The organism is Nocardiopsis sp. LDBS0036 (assembly GCF_041228755.1).
Lineage (GTDB): Bacteria > Actinomycetota > Actinomycetes > Streptosporangiales > Streptosporangiaceae > Nocardiopsis > Nocardiopsis dassonvillei.
This window is the reverse complement of record NZ_CP141103.1, coordinates 6258144-6274833: the sequence shown is the minus strand read 5'-3', so window position 1 is coordinate 6274833 and position 16690 is coordinate 6258144. Positions and strand designations below refer to the sequence as shown.

Annotated in this window: 15 protein-coding genes; all 15 read right to left on the bottom strand. The window is 72.6% G+C overall.

The features are described from left to right. Positions 1–97 precede the first annotated feature (97 nt). The 15 genes from cmk to uvrB all read right to left on the bottom strand — a co-directional run bounded on the left by cmk (position 98) and on the right by uvrB (position 16647). On the bottom strand, positions 98–793 hold the full coding sequence (cmk, locus tag UIS43_RS26665) for a (d)CMP kinase (protein ID WP_013152030.1): 696 nt from the start codon (positions 791–793) through the stop codon (positions 98–100). A 101-nt stretch (positions 794–894) separates the two neighbouring features. Continuing rightward, the gene (locus UIS43_RS26660; protein WP_370012009.1) at positions 895–2058 is read right to left on the bottom strand and encodes a prephenate dehydrogenase; all 1164 of its coding nucleotides are present in this window, start codon (positions 2056–2058) and stop codon (positions 895–897) included. Between the two features lie 71 nt (positions 2059–2129). Next, complete coding sequence (gene aroH, locus UIS43_RS26655) at positions 2130–2492, bottom strand: chorismate mutase (protein ID WP_013152028.1); 363 nt, start codon at positions 2490–2492, stop codon at positions 2130–2132. 99 nt (positions 2493–2591) lie between these two features. Then, positions 2592–4544: a pseudouridine synthase gene (locus UIS43_RS26650; protein WP_370012007.1), complete on the bottom strand. Its 1953-nt coding sequence runs from the start codon at positions 4542–4544 to the stop codon at positions 2592–2594. Continuing rightward, on the bottom strand, positions 4531–5205 hold the full coding sequence (gene scpB / locus UIS43_RS26645; protein WP_013152026.1) for an SMC-Scp complex subunit ScpB: 675 nt from the start codon (positions 5203–5205) through the stop codon (positions 4531–4533). Before scpB ends, UIS43_RS26650 begins: the two co-directional genes overlap by 14 nt. After that, on the bottom strand, positions 5202–6077 hold the full coding sequence (locus UIS43_RS26640; protein ID WP_013152025.1) for a ScpA family protein: 876 nt from the start codon (positions 6075–6077) through the stop codon (positions 5202–5204). The genes scpB and UIS43_RS26640 overlap by 4 nt, the downstream gene beginning before the upstream one ends. Positions 6078–6199: 122 nt before the next feature. After that, complete coding sequence (locus UIS43_RS26635; protein ID WP_041552387.1) at positions 6200–6601, bottom strand: hypothetical protein; 402 nt, start codon at positions 6599–6601, stop codon at positions 6200–6202. Further along, positions 6598–7551: a ParA family protein gene (locus UIS43_RS26630; RefSeq protein WP_013152023.1), complete on the bottom strand. Its 954-nt coding sequence runs from the start codon at positions 7549–7551 to the stop codon at positions 6598–6600. Before UIS43_RS26630 ends, UIS43_RS26635 begins: the two co-directional genes overlap by 4 nt. Before the next feature lie 249 nt (positions 7552–7800). Continuing rightward, on the bottom strand, positions 7801–8787 hold the full coding sequence (locus tag UIS43_RS26625; protein ID WP_013152022.1) for a site-specific tyrosine recombinase XerD: 987 nt from the start codon (positions 8785–8787) through the stop codon (positions 7801–7803). Between the two features lie 3 nt (positions 8788–8790). Continuing rightward, positions 8791–9453 carry an NUDIX domain-containing protein gene (locus UIS43_RS26620; protein WP_013152021.1) on the bottom strand — a complete coding sequence of 221 codons (663 nt, stop codon included), beginning with the start codon at positions 9451–9453 and terminating at the stop codon, positions 8791–8793. A 44-nt stretch (positions 9454–9497) separates the two neighbouring features. Beyond that, entirely contained in the window at positions 9498–11138 is a 1641-nt protein-coding gene (locus UIS43_RS26615) for a CTP synthase (protein ID WP_013152020.1), read from the bottom strand. Between the two features lie 312 nt (positions 11139–11450). Continuing rightward, positions 11451–12374: a hydroxymethylglutaryl-CoA lyase gene (locus tag UIS43_RS26610; protein WP_013152019.1), complete on the bottom strand. Its 924-nt coding sequence runs from the start codon at positions 12372–12374 to the stop codon at positions 11451–11453. 185 nt (positions 12375–12559) lie between these two features. Beyond that, complete coding sequence (locus UIS43_RS26605) at positions 12560–13555, bottom strand: GNAT family N-acetyltransferase (protein WP_013152018.1); 996 nt, start codon at positions 13553–13555, stop codon at positions 12560–12562. Between the two features lie 357 nt (positions 13556–13912). Then, positions 13913–14365 carry a DUF3060 domain-containing protein gene (locus UIS43_RS26600; protein WP_013152017.1) on the bottom strand — a complete coding sequence of 151 codons (453 nt, stop codon included), beginning with the start codon at positions 14363–14365 and terminating at the stop codon, positions 13913–13915. Positions 14366–14547: 182 nt separating this feature from the next. Continuing rightward, complete coding sequence (uvrB, locus tag UIS43_RS26595) at positions 14548–16647, bottom strand: excinuclease ABC subunit UvrB (RefSeq protein WP_013152016.1); 2100 nt, start codon at positions 16645–16647, stop codon at positions 14548–14550. Positions 16648–16690: the final 43 nt, after the last annotated feature.

Sequence of the window (16690 nt, the reverse complement as noted above, 5' to 3'; positions counted from 1 at the left end):
CGGTGTTACGGCCGCCGGGTGCACCGCCCGCCCGTCGCGGCGTCCGGAGGCAGGGGACGCCCGTCCGCTGGAACGCGGCGGCGCCCGACCGTGCGGGTCAGTGGTCGCGGGCCTCGTCGGCCAGCTTGACCACCAGGGCGACGACCTCGTCCAGGGTCAGCCCGCTGGTGTCGAGTTCGGTGGCGTCCTCGGTCTGGCGCAGGGGCGAGTGCGCCCGGCTGGAGTCCAGCGCGTCGCGCCGGGCCAGGTCGGCCTGGGTGGCGGCGACGTCGGCGCTGCGGACCTCCTTGCTGCGGCGCTGGGCGCGGGCCTCGGGGCTGGCGGTCAGGAAGAGCTTGACCGGGGCGTCGGGGGCGACGACGGTCGTGATGTCGCGTCCCTCGACCACGATGCCCGCGCTCTCGGCCCTGGCGGCGGCGATGATCTCGCGCTGGGTGCGCACGAGGCGCTCGCGCGCCGCGGGCACGGCCGAGACCGCGCTGACGTTGGTGGTGACCTCCCTGCCGCGGATCTCGGCGGCCACGTCGCGGCCGTCCACCGCCACGGAGGGCGCGTCGGGGTCGGTGCCCATGGTGATGACGGGGGTGTCGACGAGGGCGGTCACGGCGTCGGCGTCGTTGACGTTCACACCCTGGGAGAGCATCCACCAGGTCAGCGCGCGGTACATCGCGCCGGTGTCGAGGTACCGCAGCTCCCGCGCCCTGGCCACGCCCCGGGAGGTGCTCGACTTGCCCGACCCGGAGGGACCGTCGATCGCGATGACGATGCCCTCGGTGCTGTCCTGCGCGCTCACTGCCGTTGACTCCCGCTTGCGTTCACTGTTGCCGACGCCCAACCCTACCCGTGGCCCGTGTGTACTTGGCGCTCAGTCGCGCGCAGTCGTGCGCGGGAAGCTCAGAGGCCCGGGTGCACCGACCAGCCGTCGGCGGCCAGCGCCCGCGCGAGCGTGTCCACCGCCTCGGGAAGCACGTGCAGCTGCGCCACGCCCAGCGGCAGGCCGGGCGTGTGCTCGATGCGCACGTCCTCGATGTTGACCCCGGCCTCCGCCGCCACGGCGAACAGGCGGCCCAGCGCACCGGGTTCGTCGGGGATGACCACCGGCATGACCGTGTAGTCGGGCAGCCGTACCGTGCCGTGCTTGCCGGGGATGCGGCCGTGGCCGGACCTGCCGCGCTCCAGCAGGTCGTGCACCGGAGCGAGGACGCGGTCCGACGCCTCCTCCGGCCCCGGCCGGTCCGCCAGCGCGCGCAGGGCGTCGGCGGTCGCCGCGAGGTCGGCGGCCACCGCGTGCAGGACCTCCGCGACCGGGGCGGCGTTGTGCGTGAGGATCTCGGACCACATGGCGGGGTCGCCGCCCGCCACCCGGGTGACGTCGCGCACGCCCTGCCCCGCCAGGGTCAGGGCCGCGTCGTCGCCCGAGAGCAGCCGGGCCGCCACCGCCGAGGAGGCCACGTGGGGCGCGTGCGAGACCAGCGCCACCGCCCGGTCGTGCGCCGCCGCGTCCAGCACCAGCGGGTCCGCGCCGCACATGCGGGCGACCTCGGCGACGACGGCGACGGCCTGCGCGTCGGCCTTGCCGGTGGGGCACAGCGCCCACGAACGGCCCAGGAAGAGGTCGGCGCGCGCGGCGCCGGGGCCCTGCTTCTCCCTGCCGCCCATGGGGTGCCCGGCCACGAACGTGGCCATGTCGCAGCCCAGCCGCTCGGCCTCGGCCAGCACGCTCGCCTTCACGCTGGCCACGTCGGTGTAGACGTGGGCCAGTCCCCGGTCCTGGGCCCGGCGCAGCACGGAGGGGATGACGGCGGGCGGCGCGGCGATGACCGCGAGGTCGGCCGGGGCCGAGGTCGGGTCGTCGGACTCCTCCAGGGGGTGTCCCGCGCCCAGGTCGCAGGCCAGGCGCAGGGAGGCGGCGTCGGGGTCGGAGAGGGCGACGTCGACGCCGCGCGAGCGCAGGGCGAGCGCCACCGACGTGCCGATGAGCCCCGTGCCGACCACCGTGACCCGGCGCACCGGGAGCCGCTGCTCCCCGTCCCCCCGCGCACCGCTGCTGTCGCTCACTGTTCCCCCGCCTCCGACGTGTTCCCTTTACCTCCCAAGCCTACGACCTGCCCGGAGGCCGGTGGATGCCGTCACTGGGCGATGTCCAGCCGCAGGGCCTGGGCCCCGCGCAGGTAGACGTGCTGGAGCTCGGAGCGCGGCCGGTCGGTCTCCACGTGCGCCATGAGGCGCACCACGCGCGGCAGGGCGTGGGGGACGGCGATCTCGGTCGCGCACATCAGCGGGACGTCGGAGAAGCCGAGCTTGCGCGCGGCCAGCGCGGGGAACTCGCTGTTCAGGTCGGGGGTGGCGGTGAACAGCACGCTGATCACGTCGTCGGTCTCCAGTGAGTTGCGCCGCATCACCTCCGAGACCAGTTCGGCCGTGGCCTCCAGCACCTGCTCGCGTTCGTCCGCGTCGACCTGCACCGCACCGCGGATGGCCCGTACCGCCACGTTCGATCCCGCCTCGTCCTCGTTCAGCGTGCCGTGCCCGGGAAGAGGGAACGGCGGCCGCCGCCCGGTGTCCGGGCAGGCGACCGCCGTCAACTGTATCTACAGGCCCGCGGCCTCGTAGAGTTCGCTCACCTCACGCGAGGTGAGGGCCCGCATCGTGCCCAGTTTGAGGGCGTTCAGGTCGATCGGGCCGACCTGGGTGCGGGCGAGGTCGGCGACCGGGTGGCCGACGGCCTCCATCAGGCGGCGCACGATGTGCTTGCGGCCCTCGTGCAGCCGGATCTCGACGAGCGCCTTGGGCGGCTCGTTGTCGACCACGCGGAAGGAGTCCACCTCGACCGGGCCGTCCTCCAGCTCCACGCCCTTCTGCACCTCGCGCACGACACGGTGCGGGACCGGGCCGGGCACCTTGGCGATGTAGGTCTTGACGACCTTGTAGCGCGGGTGGGTGAGCCGGTTGGCCAGCTCGCCGTCGTTGGTCAGCAGGATGAGGCCCTCGGTCTCGGTGTCGAGCCGGCCGACGTGGAAGATCCGCTCCTCGGTCTGACCGGTGTAGTCGGCCAGGGTGGGCCGGCCCTCGGGGTCCCACATGGTGCTGACGACGCCGCGCGGCTTGTTGAGCGCGAAGTACAGCTTGTCCGGGGCGGTGACCACGCGCATGCCGTCGACGCGGATCTCGGAGGACTCGGGGTCGACCCGGGCGCCGAACCTGCGCACGACCTGGCCGTCCACGCTGACGCGTCCGGCCGCGATCATCTCCTCGCTGGCCCGGCGGCTGGCGACCCCGGCCGCGGCGAGCGCCTTCTGGAGGCGGATGCCGTTCTCGACGTCGGTGTAGGTGTCGCGCGCCTCGTCGGCGTGGTCCTCGTCCTTGGGGTCGTAGTCGGCGCGCAGGGCGCTGAGCCGCTCGCGGGCCGCCTTGGAGAGCTGGTTCTCGCTCGTGACGCGCTTGGCGCCGGAGCGGTCGCCGCCGGGACGGCCGTCGCGGTCCTCGCGGTCGCGGAAGTCGCGTCCGCCACCGGAGCCGCGGCTGTCACGGCCGCCGCGGTTGTCGCGGTCACCGAAGGAGCGGCGGTCGTCGCGGCCGCCTCCGAAGGAGCGTCCCTCGCCGCGCTGGCCGTCACGGCCACCGCGGAAGTCGCGCCCGCCACGGCTGTCCCGGTCACCCCGGAAGCCACCGCGGTCACGGTCATCACGACCGCCACCCGGGCCGCGTCCGCCACGGTCGTAGGAGCGTGCACCCGGGCCGCGGTTGTCGCGGTCGCCGAAGGAACGGCGGTCGTCCCGCTGACCGTCACGGCCGCCGCGGTTGTCGAAGGAGCGGCGGTTGTCGCGGTCGCCCCGGAAGCCACCGCGGTCGCGGTCGTCCCGGCCGCCACCCGGGCCACGGTCACTGCGGAAGCCACCACGGTCACGGTCATCACGACCGCCCCGGAAGTCACGGCCACCACGGTCGTCCCGACCGCCCGAGAACGAACGCCGGTCCCCACCGTCGCGGAAGTCGCGTCCGCCACCGGGACCACGGCTGTCACGCCCGCCGCGGTTGTCGCGGTCGCCGAAGGAACGGCGGTCGTCCCGCTGACCGTCACGGCCACCACGGAAGTCGCGCCCACCACGGCTGTCCCGGTCACCCCGGAAGCCACCGCGGTCACGGTCGTCCCGGCCGCCACCCGGGCCACGGTCACTGCGGAAGCCACCACGGTCACGGTCATCACGACCGCCCCGGAAGTCACGGCCACCACGGTCGTCCCGACCGCCCGAGAAGGAACGGCGGCCGTCGCGGTCGCCGCCGAAGGAGCGGCCCTCGCCGCGCTGGCCGTCGCGGCCGCCGCGGAAGTCACGTCCGCCGCGGTCGTCCCGGTCCCCCCGGAATCCGCCGCGGTCGTCGCGGCCCCGGGGGCCGCGGTCGTCCCGGTAACCGCCGCGGGGACGGTCGTCCCGGCGGTCCCGGCTGTCGCCGCGGCCCTGTCCGCCGCGCTTGTCGTAGTCGCCGCGCTCACCGCGCGGGGCGTCGTCCCGCGCACCGCGGGAACTGTTGTTAGGTGTGCTCACCGGTGTCGTCTAGACCTTCGATGTCGTCGGGGAGGAACGGCGCCAGATCAGGCAGCTCGTCGAGGCCTCGCAGGCCCAACCGTTCCAGGAAATAGGAGGTGGTCCGATACAGCAGCGCACCGGACTCGGAGTCGTGTCCGGCCTCTTCGATCAGGCCCCTCAGTACGAGGGTACGCATAACCCCGTCGCAGTTGACACCGCGCACGGCGGAGACCCTGCCCCGGGAGACCGGCTGTCGGTAGGCCACCACCGCCATCGTCTCCAGCGCGGCCTGGGTGAGCCGCACCTCCTGCCCCTCCCGGAGGAAGTGCTCGACGACGTCGGCGCATTCGGGCCGCGTGTACACACGCCACCCCTCGGCCACCGCCCTCAAGTCGAAACCCCGGCCCTGCTCGGTGTATTCCCGCGACAGCGACTCCAGCACCCCGACGACCACCGTGACGGGCACGTCCATGGCCCGCGCCAGGTCGTACTCCGACACCGGCTGGTCCACGACCATCAGCACGGCCTCCAGGTCGCGGCGCAGGGTGGCCGGGGCGCCCTCCGCGCCCGCCTCGGCCCCGTCCCCTGCGGCCTCTCCGCCGACCGCCTCCCGGGCCGCCGCGTCCCCCGCTGCCGGGTCCTCCGTTGTCGGGTTCCCCACCGTGTCCCGGACGCTCATCCGCGCTCCTCCGTCTCCCCCGGCCCGCTTCCGCCGCCGGTGTCCCCGGCGCCGTCGGCCTCGTCGTACTCGCTCTCCAGCTCGACCTCGCCCTCGCCGCCGGTCCAGGAGACGATCAGCTCCCCCAGCGGTTCGGGCTGGTCGAAGCCCACGTTGGCGGCCCGGTACAGCTCCAGCAGGGCGAGGAAGCGGGCGATGACCTCGAAGGTACCGGTGCAGGCGGCCGTGAGCTGGGCGAAGGTCAACCGTCCGTGCTCGCGCAGCTCCGCGACCATCAGCTCGCCCTGCTCCTTCACCGAGGTCTTGGCCTGGTGGATGTGGGTGACCGGGACGCTGGGCGGCTCCTTGGGCGTGAAGACCATCCCCGCCAGGGCGGCGAACTCCTGGGGGCCCAGCTTGAACAGCACGTCCGGCCGCAACCCCGCGAAGCGCTCCTCCAGCGGGACGGCGCGCGCGTAGCGGCGCCCCTGCGAGGCCAGCCGCGCCCGCATGAAGGAGGCGACCTCCTTGTAGGCGCGGTACTGGAGCAGCCGGGCGAACAGCAGGTCGCGTGCCTCCAGCAGGGCCAGGTCGGCCTCGTCCTCGACGTCGCCGCGCGGCAGCAGGCGCGCCGCCTTCAGGTCCAGCAGGGTCGCCGCGACCAGCAGGAAGTTGCTGGCCTGGTCCAGGTCCCAGTCGTCGCCGTGCGCCCGGATGTGCGCGATGAACTCGTCGGTGACCTTGGACAGCGACACCTCGGTGATGTCCAGCTTGTGCTTGGAGATCAGCCCGAGGAGCAGGTCGAAGGGCCCCTCGAAGTTGTCGAGGTGCACCTGGAAGGCGTTGTCGTCCACCTCCGCGACGGTGTCCGCCGACGTTCCCTCAGCCCCCATGGCACCGGCCCCGCGTCGTCTTCCTCATGGGACAAGGGTGTCACCGGCCAGAACCCGCCGGTGACACCCGTGGCACCTCCGTCATCGAACCGGCACCCCCTCCGGTACCGGTGCGCGTGCCCTCAGTCCTCGGTCAGCCTGCGTACCAGCATGCTGGCCGATCCGTGCTCCTCGAAGTCCGCCAGCAGCACGGCGACGGCCTCGCGGACGAGGCGGCCCCTGTCGGCGGACAGCCCGTGCTCGGCGCGCAGCGAGAGCCGGGTCTGTTCCAGTGCCAGCAGTTCGGGCCCGGAGATGTAGACGGTGATCTTCTCGTCGTGGCGTTGGCGCCCGCTCGGTTTGGGCGCGCGCGCCGCCTTCACGGCGGACGTGCCCCTGTTGGTGCCGTTGGAGCGCGACGGAGTCTCGCCCCTGCTGCCCTTGCTGCCCTGCTCCGGTGCCTTGTGCTGGCGTTCGGTCTCTTCCGGCACCTCCTCGGTGCCGCTGGGACGGAAGAACAGTTCGTCCGCCCCGGGTAGGGTCACACGCCGTGACCGCTGAGAGGCCACCTCGCCAGCACCTCCTTGGCCAGCTCCCGGTAGGCGTTGGCCCCGGCCGAGGACGAGTCGAACCTGGTGATGGGCTCGCCCGCCACGGTGGCGTCGGGGAAGCGCACGGTGCGGTTGATGACCGTGCCGTAGACCTTGTCCCCGAAGCCGTCGATGATCGTGGACAGCACCTCGCGCGCGTGCAGCGTGCGCGGGTCGTACATGGTGCCCAGGAAGCCGTCGATGACCAGGTCCTCGTTGAGCCGCTCCTGGACCTTCTGGATGGTGTCCATCAGCAGTGCCACACCGCGCAGCGCGAAGAACTCGCACTCCAGCGGCACGATGACGCCGTCCGCGGCGGTGAGCGCGTTGACGGTGAGCAGGCCCAGCGAGGGCTGGCAGTCGATCAGGACCACGTCGTAGTCGTTGATGACCGGTCTGAGCGCGCGGCCGAGCATCTGCTCGCGCGCCACCTCGCCGACCAGCTGCACCTCCGCGGCCGACAGGTCGATGTTGCTCGGGATCAGGTCCAGGCCGTCGATGTCGGTCTTGAGCAGGACGTCCTCGACCGTCACGTCCCGCTGCATGAGCAGGTTGTAGACGGTCAGGTCCAGTTCGCGCGGATCGAGGCGGCCCAGGCCGACGGAGAGCGCGCCCTGCGGGTCGAAGTCGACCAGCAGCACCCGTCTTCCGTACTCGGCGATGGCGGCGCCGAGGTTGATCGTCGTGGTGGTCTTGCCGACCCCACCCTTCTGGTTACAGAGTGCTACAATCCGTGCCGGGCCGTGTTCATCTACGGGCCCGGGCTCCGGATAGGCTCGCTCGGGTCTTGAGGTGTGCAGGTTAGCCCCCGTGTTGCGTGTCGTCCCCCACGGGTTGGTCACCGGGTCGGCGAGCTCCCCCTCGCCGACAGGTGCGGTGTTCGCAGCCTCGTTGTCCCAGTTCACAACCCTTGACCTCCCCTACGGATCGGCCACGGCTAGGGATGCCGCGCGCCCCTGTCCCTGGCCGCCGTCGGAAACTCAATATGTCGACAGCAACGTACCTCCGCGCGGCGACTCTAGAACGCCGACACGACGCACTTCAACAAAACGTACGGGTAGAATCCCACGCCTGCGCCCCTGGGGGAAATCAGAGCCTCCAACCGGGTTGTTCCGCTTCGCACCGCGCGCGGACCCCCGTGGCGGCGTCCCCGCTCAGCGCCGTGCGCGGGGATGGCTCGACGCGTACACCTCGCGCAGGTGCTCGACCGTCACCAGCGTGTAGATCTGCGTGGTGGTGACCGAACTGTGTCCGAGCAGCTCCTGGACGACCCGGATGTCGGCTCCGCCGTCGAGCAGGTGGGTGGCGAAGGAGTGGCGCAGGGTGTGCGGTGAGACGCCCTCGACCCCGGCGCGCTCGGCCACGGCCGCCAGGATCCCCCAGCCGCCCTGCCGGGTGAGCCTGCCCCCGCGCGCGTTGAGGAACAGCGCCGGACCGCCCCGGCCGGAGGCGGCCAGACCCGGCCGGGCCCGCACCAGGTAGCCCGAGAGCGCGCGGCGGGCGTGGGAGCCCAGCGGCACCACGCGCTCCCTGCCGCCCTTGCCGCGAAAGCGCACCAGGCCCACGGCGTCGTCGCCCTCCACCGCGTCGGCGACGTCGTCCACGTCCAGCCCCACCGCCTCGGAGACGCGCGCGCCCGTGCCGTAGAGCACCTCCAGCAGCGCCCGGTCGCGCAGGGCCAGCAGCCCGGCGCGGTCGCCGGAGGCCGGGGCCCCGACCGGTCCGGCGGCGTCCAGGAGGCGCTCCACCGAGGCCAGCGGCACCGCCTTGGGCAGGCGCATCGGCGGCGCGGGCGGGGAGACCTCGGCGGCCGGGTCGGCGTCCGTCCAGCCCTCGCGGGCCGCGAACCGGTGCAGGCCGCGCACGGCGGCCAGGGCCCGTCCGGCCGAGGCGGCGCCGAGCGGCGGGTGGTCGGCGTCGCCCTCGCGCAGGGCCCGCAGGAAGTCGCCCACCTGGGCGGGGCCCACCCGCTCGGGCGACAGGACTCCGTGCCCGGCCAGGTAGGCGCGGTAGCGCCGCAGGTCGCGCCGGTAGGCCGCGAGGGTGTTGTCGGCCAGGGCGCGCTCCGCGCTGAGGTGGTCCAGGAAGGCGGCGCACACCCGCGCCAGCGGGTCCCGCTCCTCACCCGCCCGGTCGGCCACGGGTCAGTCCTCCGCGGGCTCGCGCAGGGAGGCGAACCCGTCCGCGGCGGCGGCCTGGGCGGCCAGGACGCCGATGACGGTGGCGCCGTTGTGCAGCCTGCCCGCCATGACCAGGGCGACCGCCTCCTCCAGGGGCACCCACTCGGCGACCAGGTCGGCCTCCTCGTGCTCGCGTTCGAAGCCGATCTCCTCGGGCGGCACCACCGACAGGTCCCGGGCCAGGTACACGTGGATGCGCTCGTCGGAGAACCCGGGAGAGGGGAAGAAGTCGGCCAGCTCGTGCCAGAGCCCGGCGCGCAGCCCCGCCTCCTCGACGAGTTCGCGCTGGGCGGTGCGCAGCGGCCCCTCCCCCTCCTCGTCGATGAGCCCGGCGGGCAGCTCCCACAGGGTGTGCCGGGTGGCGTGGCGGTACTGGCGCTGGAGCAGCACCCGGCCGTCGGCGTCCAGGGCCAGGGCCGCGGCGGCGCCGGGGTGCTCCATGTAGTCGCGGGCGGCCACGGTCGTGCCCTCGCCGTCGCTGCCGACCATGCGCACCCAGTCCGTACGCATGCCGCACTTGGCGCTGCGGAAGCGTTCCTCGGACCGCTCCACCGGCCACGACTCGGGGGCGTCCGCGACCTTCGCGTCCGCCCCCGTGGGAAGGGCCGGGTCGGTGTCACTGGGCATGGGTTCTCGCCTCTCAGGCCTCGTGCCCCGCCCGGCCCCTCGGATCAGGAGTTGTGGTACTCCAGGGCCGCCGAGACCAGACCGCGGAAGAGCGGGTTGGCCTTGGTCGGGCGGGAGCGCAGCTCCGGGTGCGCCTGCGTCGCGACGAAGAACGGGTGGGCGTCCCGGGGCAGTTCGACGTACTCCACCAGCTTGCCATCCGGGGAGAGCCCGGAGAACACCAGGCCCGCCTCCTCCAGCCTCGCGCGGTAGGCGTTGTTGACCTCGAAGCGGTGGCGGTGCCGTTCGGAGGCCTCGGCGCTGCCGTCGTAGAGCTCGCGCACCACGGTGCCCTCGCCCAGCGCGGCCGGGTACATGCCCAGGCGCATGGTGCCGCCCATGTCGCGCTCCCCGGCGACGACGTCGGTCTGGTCGGCCATGGTGGCGATGACCGGGTCGGCGGCCTTGTCGTCGAACTCGGTGCTGTTGGCGCCCTCCAGCCCGAGCACGTCGCGGGCGTACTCGATGACGACGGCCTGCAGGCCCAGGCAGATGCCCAGCAGCGGCACACCGTTCTCACGGGCGTAGCGGATGGCGCCGATCTTGCCCTCGATGCCGCGCACGCCGAAGCCGCCGGGGATGAGGATGCCGTCCGCGCCGTCCAGCTCCGAGGCGGCGCCGGAGGGGCTGGCGCAGTTGTCGCTGGCCACCCAGCGGATGTTGACGCGGGTGTCGGTGGCGAAACCGCCCGCGCGCAGCGCCTCGCTGACCGACAGGTAGGCGTCGGGCAGGTCGATGTACTTGCCGACCAGGGCGATGGTGACCTCGTGGTCGGGCTGGTGCACGCGGCGCAGCAGCTCGTCCCACTCGGTCCAGTCCACGTCCCGGAAGGGCATGCCCAAGCGGCGCACGACGTAGGCGTCCAGGCCCTCGCGGTGCAGGACCTTGGGGATGTCGTAGATCGAGGGAGCGTCGGGGGTGGAGACCACCCCGGCCTCGTCCACGTCGCACATGAGGCTGATCTTGGACTTCAGGCTCTGCGTGATGGGGCGGTCCGAGCGGCACACGATGGCGTCGGGCTGGATGCCGATGCTGCGCAGGGCGGCCACGGAGTGCTGGGTGGGCTTGGTCTTCATCTCGCCGGACGGGCCGAGGAAGGGGATGAGGGACACGTGCAGGAAGAAGCAGTTGTCCCGGCCGATCTCGTGGCGGATCTGGCGGACCGCCTCCAGGAAGGGCTGCGACTCGATGTCGCCGACCGTGCCGCCGATCTCGGTGATGACGATGTCGACGTCGGGGGCGTCCATCGCGTAGATGCGCGCCTTGATCTCGTTGGTGATGTGCGGGATGACCTGCACGGTGTCGCCGAGGTAGGCGCCCTGGCGCTCCTTGGCGATGACGCTGGAGTAGATCTGGCCGGTGGTGACGTTGGCCGTGGCGGACAGCTCGGTGTCCAGGAAGCGCTCGTAGTGGCCGACGTCCAGGTCGGTCTCGGCCCCGTCGTCGGTGACGAAGACCTCGCCGTGCTGGAAGGGGTTCATCGTCCCCGGGTCGACGTTGAGGTAGGGGTCGAGCTTTTGCATGGTGACCCGCAGGCCGCGCGACTTCAGGAGTCGTCCCAGGCTGGAAGCGGTCAGGCCTTTACCGAGACTGGAGGCGACGCCGCCGGTAACGAAAAGGTGCTTGGTACTCGCGGCGGATGCCAAAGTGGTGCTCCCGTGGGTTGAGTGGCTACGGCGGGCTCGGATCGGGCTGAGCGGCCGTGCGGCGGTCCGGTTGCGGGCGGTTGGTTTCGTCGCTCCGGCCGCCGGACTCCACGGGGCACCAGGATAACAGGCACCCCGGATGTCCACACCCGGGGACACCGCCGTACACCCCCGGGTTCCCTCACGTCACCAGCGTGATCGCCTTGCCCGCAGCGGTTCGGGGCGCGCGGCGGCGCGCGGAAACCGTTCGTGCGCCCCGGGGTCCAGGGCCTTGGACTGCGGGGGCCGGGCGACGAACACCACACCGGAGCCTCAGGCCGGGAACGCCCCGGCGCGGCCCAGGTAGGCGGGCGGCTGCTTGCCCAGGCGCTCGCCCATCCACCCGCCCAGGGCGGCGGCCCCGGAGAGGCTGACCCCGGTGTGCAGGCCGCTGCGGTGCAGCGCGTACAGCAGGTCCTCGGTAGCGATGTTGCCGGTGGCGGCGGGGGCGAACGGGCAACCGCCGAAGCCGCCCAGGCTGGAGTCGAGCACCCGCACGCCCGCGTCCACGGCCGCGAGCGCGTTCGCGTAACCGGTGTTGCGGGTGTTGTGAAAGTGACAGCGCAGCGCGCGTCCGCCCGCGACCTCGCCGACGGCGGCCACGAGTGCGGTCACCTGGCGGGGCACGCCCACGCCGATGGTGTCGGCCAGGGCGATCTCCACCGCACCGGTGTCGGCGATGCGCCGGACCACCTCCACCACGCGCTCGGGCGCCACCTCGCCGTCGAAGGGGCAGCCGAACGCGGTGGAGACGGTCACGCTCAGCGGAATGCCCGTGCCCTCCAGCGCGGCGTCGATGTCGGCCAGGGTGCCGAGCATCTCCTCGACGGTGCACCCCTGGTTGCGGACGCAGAACCCGTCGGTGGCGGGCACCGCGACGTTGACCTCGGACACCCGCGCGGCCACCGCGCGGTCCAGGCCGCGCCGGTTGAGGACCAGCCCGATGTGGGAGACCCCCGGCGCGCGCGTGACACCCGCCATGACCTCCTCGGCCCCGGCCATCTGGGGGACGCGCCTGGGGTTGACGAAGCTGACCGCCTCGATCCGGCGCACCCCGGCGGCCACCGCGCGGTCGATCAGTTCGATGCGGTCCTCGACCGGGAGGGTCCTCGCCTCGTTCTGGAGGCCGTCGCGCGGCCCCACCTCGACGATCTCGACGTGCTCCGCGCCCTCGGGCCCGCTGTCGCTGGCAGCCATCGTCCGTCCCCTTCCACGCGCCGTTGCGTCAGCGCACAGGGTAGTGGAGCGCCCGTCGGCGGGCCCGCACCGGGCCGCGCCCCCGTCGTCCACAGGCACCGGAACGCCGCTGGCGCGGGACGGGGGGAGCGCGGTCTACTGGATACCGGGGGGCCACCCCGGCCCCCGGCTTCGTGCTGCCCGGATCAGCGCAGGGCGAGCGCGGGGCGGACCTCCCAGGTCGTCCACACCGGGCGGTACCCCATGCGGTGCCAGAACGGCCCCGACAGCGGGTTCATCGCCGCGTAGTTGAGCACGGAGACGCCCACTCCGTGGCTGTCCAGCGCCTGGTGCGCCTGGCCCACCAGCGCCGTACCGATCCCGCTGCCGCGCTCCGCGGCGGTCACCACGCCGTAGCCGATGTGCGCGATCGGGCGCGCGTTGACCAGCGACTTGGCCCAGCGCGAACGCTCGGGCGGGGAGACCCACAGCAGGCCCACCGCGCGACCGCGCCGCTCGGCCAGCCAGATCCAGGACCGGGAGCGGTTCAGCGCCCGGGCCGCCACCTCACGGGTCTGCTCGGCGGTGTCGGGTTGCAGGAACACCCCGCCGAAGTGCTGCTCGTAGCGGTGCTCCTCCATCAGCAGACCGACCACCTGGGTCAGGTCGCTGCGGTCGGCCAGCCGGATGGTCACGTCGCGCGGCGGCAGCGACGGGGGCACGCCGCGGCGGCGCTGGCGGGCGGCCAGCACGGTGTAGGGCTGCAGACCGTGGCGCTGGAGCGGGATGATGCCGCACACGTCGCGGGCGGGCCAGCTCACCAGGGCCGCCGACTCCGAGCCGGTGCCGGTAGGCAGGTCCTCCAGCTGGTCGCGCCAGCTGGTCAGCAGCGAGTCCAGGGCGCGGCCGGGGTCGGGTCCGCCCACGATGGGGGTGAGCCAGTGCTGGTCGGGCACGCCCCATATCCGGCCGACCTCGCCCGGCTGGTACCAGGTGTAGTGCATGGTTCCGGCGGCGACGGCACGGCCGTCCTCGTCGCTGACGGTCAGGAGGGGGTAGGAGCCCGGAGCGAAGTTGACCGGTTCGGGCAACAGCGAATCCACGGCCGCCCAGCGCTGGGCGGCCGAACTCACCAACGGGTCCAGGCCGACGTCGCCCCCGGGCGACTCATCATGCCGCACCCGTGCGACATAACCGCTCATCCACCCCTCCCCTAGCGGGTCCTCACGTCGAACGCGCGCCCTCGGAACGGCTCCGGCAGGGCGCGTGCGCCGCCCCTGGGCCGTCGTGCCGCCCCGGCGGGACAGGCCACACCGCGGGCGGAACGAAACGACCGTACCGCCTCAGAACCGATCAGGAGGACGAAACAGCCAACTGCAACCAAGAATTCACTGCGCGTCGCCGCGCCCGCTCGGCCCCGGCGTCCCGCGCCGCTTCCCCGCGCGCGCACGGACGCGCACCACCGTAACGGATCGAAGGTCACTCTCGGGTGCCGGGGCGGTCAACGCCCCGACACGGATCCCCCCGCGCGGGCCTCCCGGCGCGCGGCGCCCGCGGGATCACCGCTGCGCGGTGCCGCCCTCGGCCACGGTGGTGTTGCGCCCGTGGTTGATCACCTCGGGCTCGCCGGAGGCGAAGGAGATCCTGTTGTCCACGCCGACCAGCACGATCTTGTCCGCCGAGCCCACGTCGACGGTGGACCCGCGACCGGTGGCGCGCACCAGCCCGCAGTCTCCGTGCAGCACGACGACGGCGTCGTCCGCGGTGACCACGACCTCGCGCTCCCCGCAGTCCTCGCTCACCTCGGCGCCGTCGTCGACGACGATGAGCACGTCCTCGGTGCTGACGTTGTGCTTGGGCATGTCGGGCTCGCCCCCGTCGGAGGCGCCCTCGGTGCCCGGGGCGCCGTTGGGCGGCTCGACGTCCTCGTGCCCGAAGGCCAGACCACAGCCGGGAAGGAGGCCGGTGATCAGCAGGCCGCCACCCGCGGCCACGAGAAGCCGAACTCTCATGTTCTCCCCCACAACCGGATAACCGGCAATTGCGACATACGGCTTGCGCGAAGCCAAGAGTATGTCACGCGGAGGTAACTGTGCGACCTCACCGTTCTCAAAAAGTTTCTGTTTCGAGATGTGAGTGCCGCCCCGATCCCGGTGTTCCCAGAGCTGGAAACGTTAATCCACAGGCACTCGCGTCACTTCACCCCGGCCGCGTCCATGCCGCGGAGCTCACGTTTGAGTTCGCCGATCTCGTCGCGCAACCGGGCCGCCAGCTCGAACTGGAGGTCGGTGGCCGCCTGGTGCATCTGCTCGCTCAGCTGCTCGATGAGCCCGGCCAGCTCCGCGCGCGGCATGGCGGACACGTCCGCCGAACGCTCGCCCAGCGCGGGTACTGGCGCCCGGCCGCCCCTGCCCCCCGAACTGCGGTACCCGGTGGCCATGAGCTCCTCGGTGTCCACGTCCTCGCGGTTGAGCGTGTCCAGGATGTCGGCGATCTGCTTGCGCAGCGGCGTGGGGTCGATCCCGTGCTCGGCGTTGTAGGCCAGCTGCTTGTCCCGGCGCCGGTTGGTCTCGTCGATGGCCGCCCGCATGGAGTCGGTGACGTTGTCGGCGTACATGTGCACCTGGCCCGCGACGTTGCGCGCCGCGCGCCCGATCGTCTGGATCAGCGAGGTCTCCGAGCGCAGGAAGCCCTCCTTGTCCGCGTCCAGGATCGCCACCAGCGACACCTCGGGCAGGTCCAGGCCCTCGCGCAGCAGGTTGATGCCCACCAGCACGTCGAACTCGCCCACCCGAAGCTCGCGCAGCAGCTCCACGCGGCGCAGCGTGTCCACCTCGCTGTGCAGGTAGCGCACCCGGATGCCGAGTTCGGTGAAGTAGTCGGTGAGGTCCTCGGACATCTTCTTGGTGAGCGTGGTGACCAGTACCCGCTCGTCGCGCTCGGCGCGCACCCGGATCTCGTGGACCAGGTCGTCGATCTGCCCGTCGGTCGGCTTGACCAGCACCTCGGGGTCCACCAGCCCGGTGGGACGGATGACCTGCTCGACCACCTCCCCGCCGCCCTGGCGCAGCTCGTAACGGCCCGGCGTCGCCGACAGGTAGACGCTCTGCCCGATGCGCTCGGTGAACTCCTCCCACTTCAGCGGCCGGTTGTCCAGCGCCGAGGGGAGCCGGAACCCGTGCTCGACCAGGGTGCGCTTGCGCGCGGCGTCGCCCTCGTACATCGCGCCGATCTGCGGGACGGTCACGTGGGACTCGTCCAGCACCAGCAGGAAGTCCTCGGGGAAGTAGTCCAGGAGCGTGTTGGGCGGGCTGCCCGGCTCACGGCCGTCGAAGTGCCGGGAGTAGTTCTCGATGCCCGAGCAGGTGCCCAGCTGGCGCATCATCTCCAGGTCGTGGGTGGTGCGCATGCGCAGGCGCTGCGCCTCCAGCAGCTTGCCCTGGGCCTCCAGCTCGGCCAGCCGCTCGCCCAGTTCCGCCTCGATGGTGGCGATCGCCCGCTCGGTGCGCTCCTCGCCGGCCACGTAGTGCGAGGCGGGGAAGATGAACATCTCCCGGCTCTCGCCCAGCACCTCGCCGGTGAGCGGGTGCAGGGTCAGCAGGCGCTCGACCTCGTCACCGAACATCTCGATGCGGATCGCCAGCTCCTCGTAGACCGGGATGATCTCGATGGTGTCGCCCCGCACCCGGAACGTGCCTCGCGTGAACGCGGTGTCGTTGCGGGAGTACTGCATCTCCACCAGGCGGCGCAGCAGGTCGTCGCGGTCGACCTCCATGCCCACCGCCAGCTGCGCCATCCGGTCCACGTACTCCTGCGGGGTGCCCAGACCGTAGATGCACGAGACCGAGGCGACCACGATCGTGTCCCGGCGCGTGAGCAGCGAGTTGGTGGCCGAGTGGCGCAGCCGCTCGACCTCGTCGTTGATGGAGGAGTCCTTCTCGATGAAGGTGTCGCTCTGCGGGACGTAGGCCTCGGGCTGGTAGTAGTCGTAGTACGACACGAAGTACTCGACGGCGTTGTTGGGCAGCATCTGGCGCAGCTCGTTGGCGAACTGCGCCGCCAGGGTCTTGTTGGGCTGCATCACCAGGGTGGGCCGCTGGAGCTGCTCCACCGTCCACGCCACGGTCGCCGTCTTGCCGGTGCCGGTCGCGCCGAGCAGCACCGTGTGCGGCTCCCCGTCCCGCACCCTCCTGCTGATCTCGGCGATCGCGCCCGGCTGGTCCCCCGCCGGGGTCATCTCCGAGATCACCTCGAAGGGCGCCTCGCTGCGTTTGATGTCGCTGACCGGTCGCACGTCGCCTCTTCTCCCGTCGAAGGCGGGCCGCCCCCGCTGCCCG

What these genes read in the sequence shown, in the direction of transcription:
- scpB (WP_013152026.1), bottom strand. Translation starts at nt 5,205, where the DNA reads ATGAGCGTCCGGGACACGGTGGGGAACCCGACAACGGAGGACCCGGCA.
- UIS43_RS26640 (WP_013152025.1), bottom strand. Translation starts at nt 6,077, where the DNA reads ATGGGGGCTGAGGGAACGTCGGCGGACACCGTCGCGGAGGTGGACGAC.
- UIS43_RS26620 (WP_013152021.1), bottom strand. Translation starts at nt 9,453, where the DNA reads ATGCCCAGTGACACCGACCCGGCCCTTCCCACGGGGGCGGACGCGAAG.
- UIS43_RS26605 (WP_013152018.1), bottom strand. Translation starts at nt 13,555, where the DNA reads ATGAGCGGTTATGTCGCACGGGTGCGGCATGATGAGTCGCCCGGGGGC.
- UIS43_RS26600 (WP_013152017.1), bottom strand. Translation starts at nt 14,365, where the DNA reads ATGAGAGTTCGGCTTCTCGTGGCCGCGGGTGGCGGCCTGCTGATCACC.
- UIS43_RS26610 (WP_013152019.1), bottom strand. Translation starts at nt 12,374, where the DNA reads ATGGCTGCCAGCGACAGCGGGCCCGAGGGCGCGGAGCACGTCGAGATC.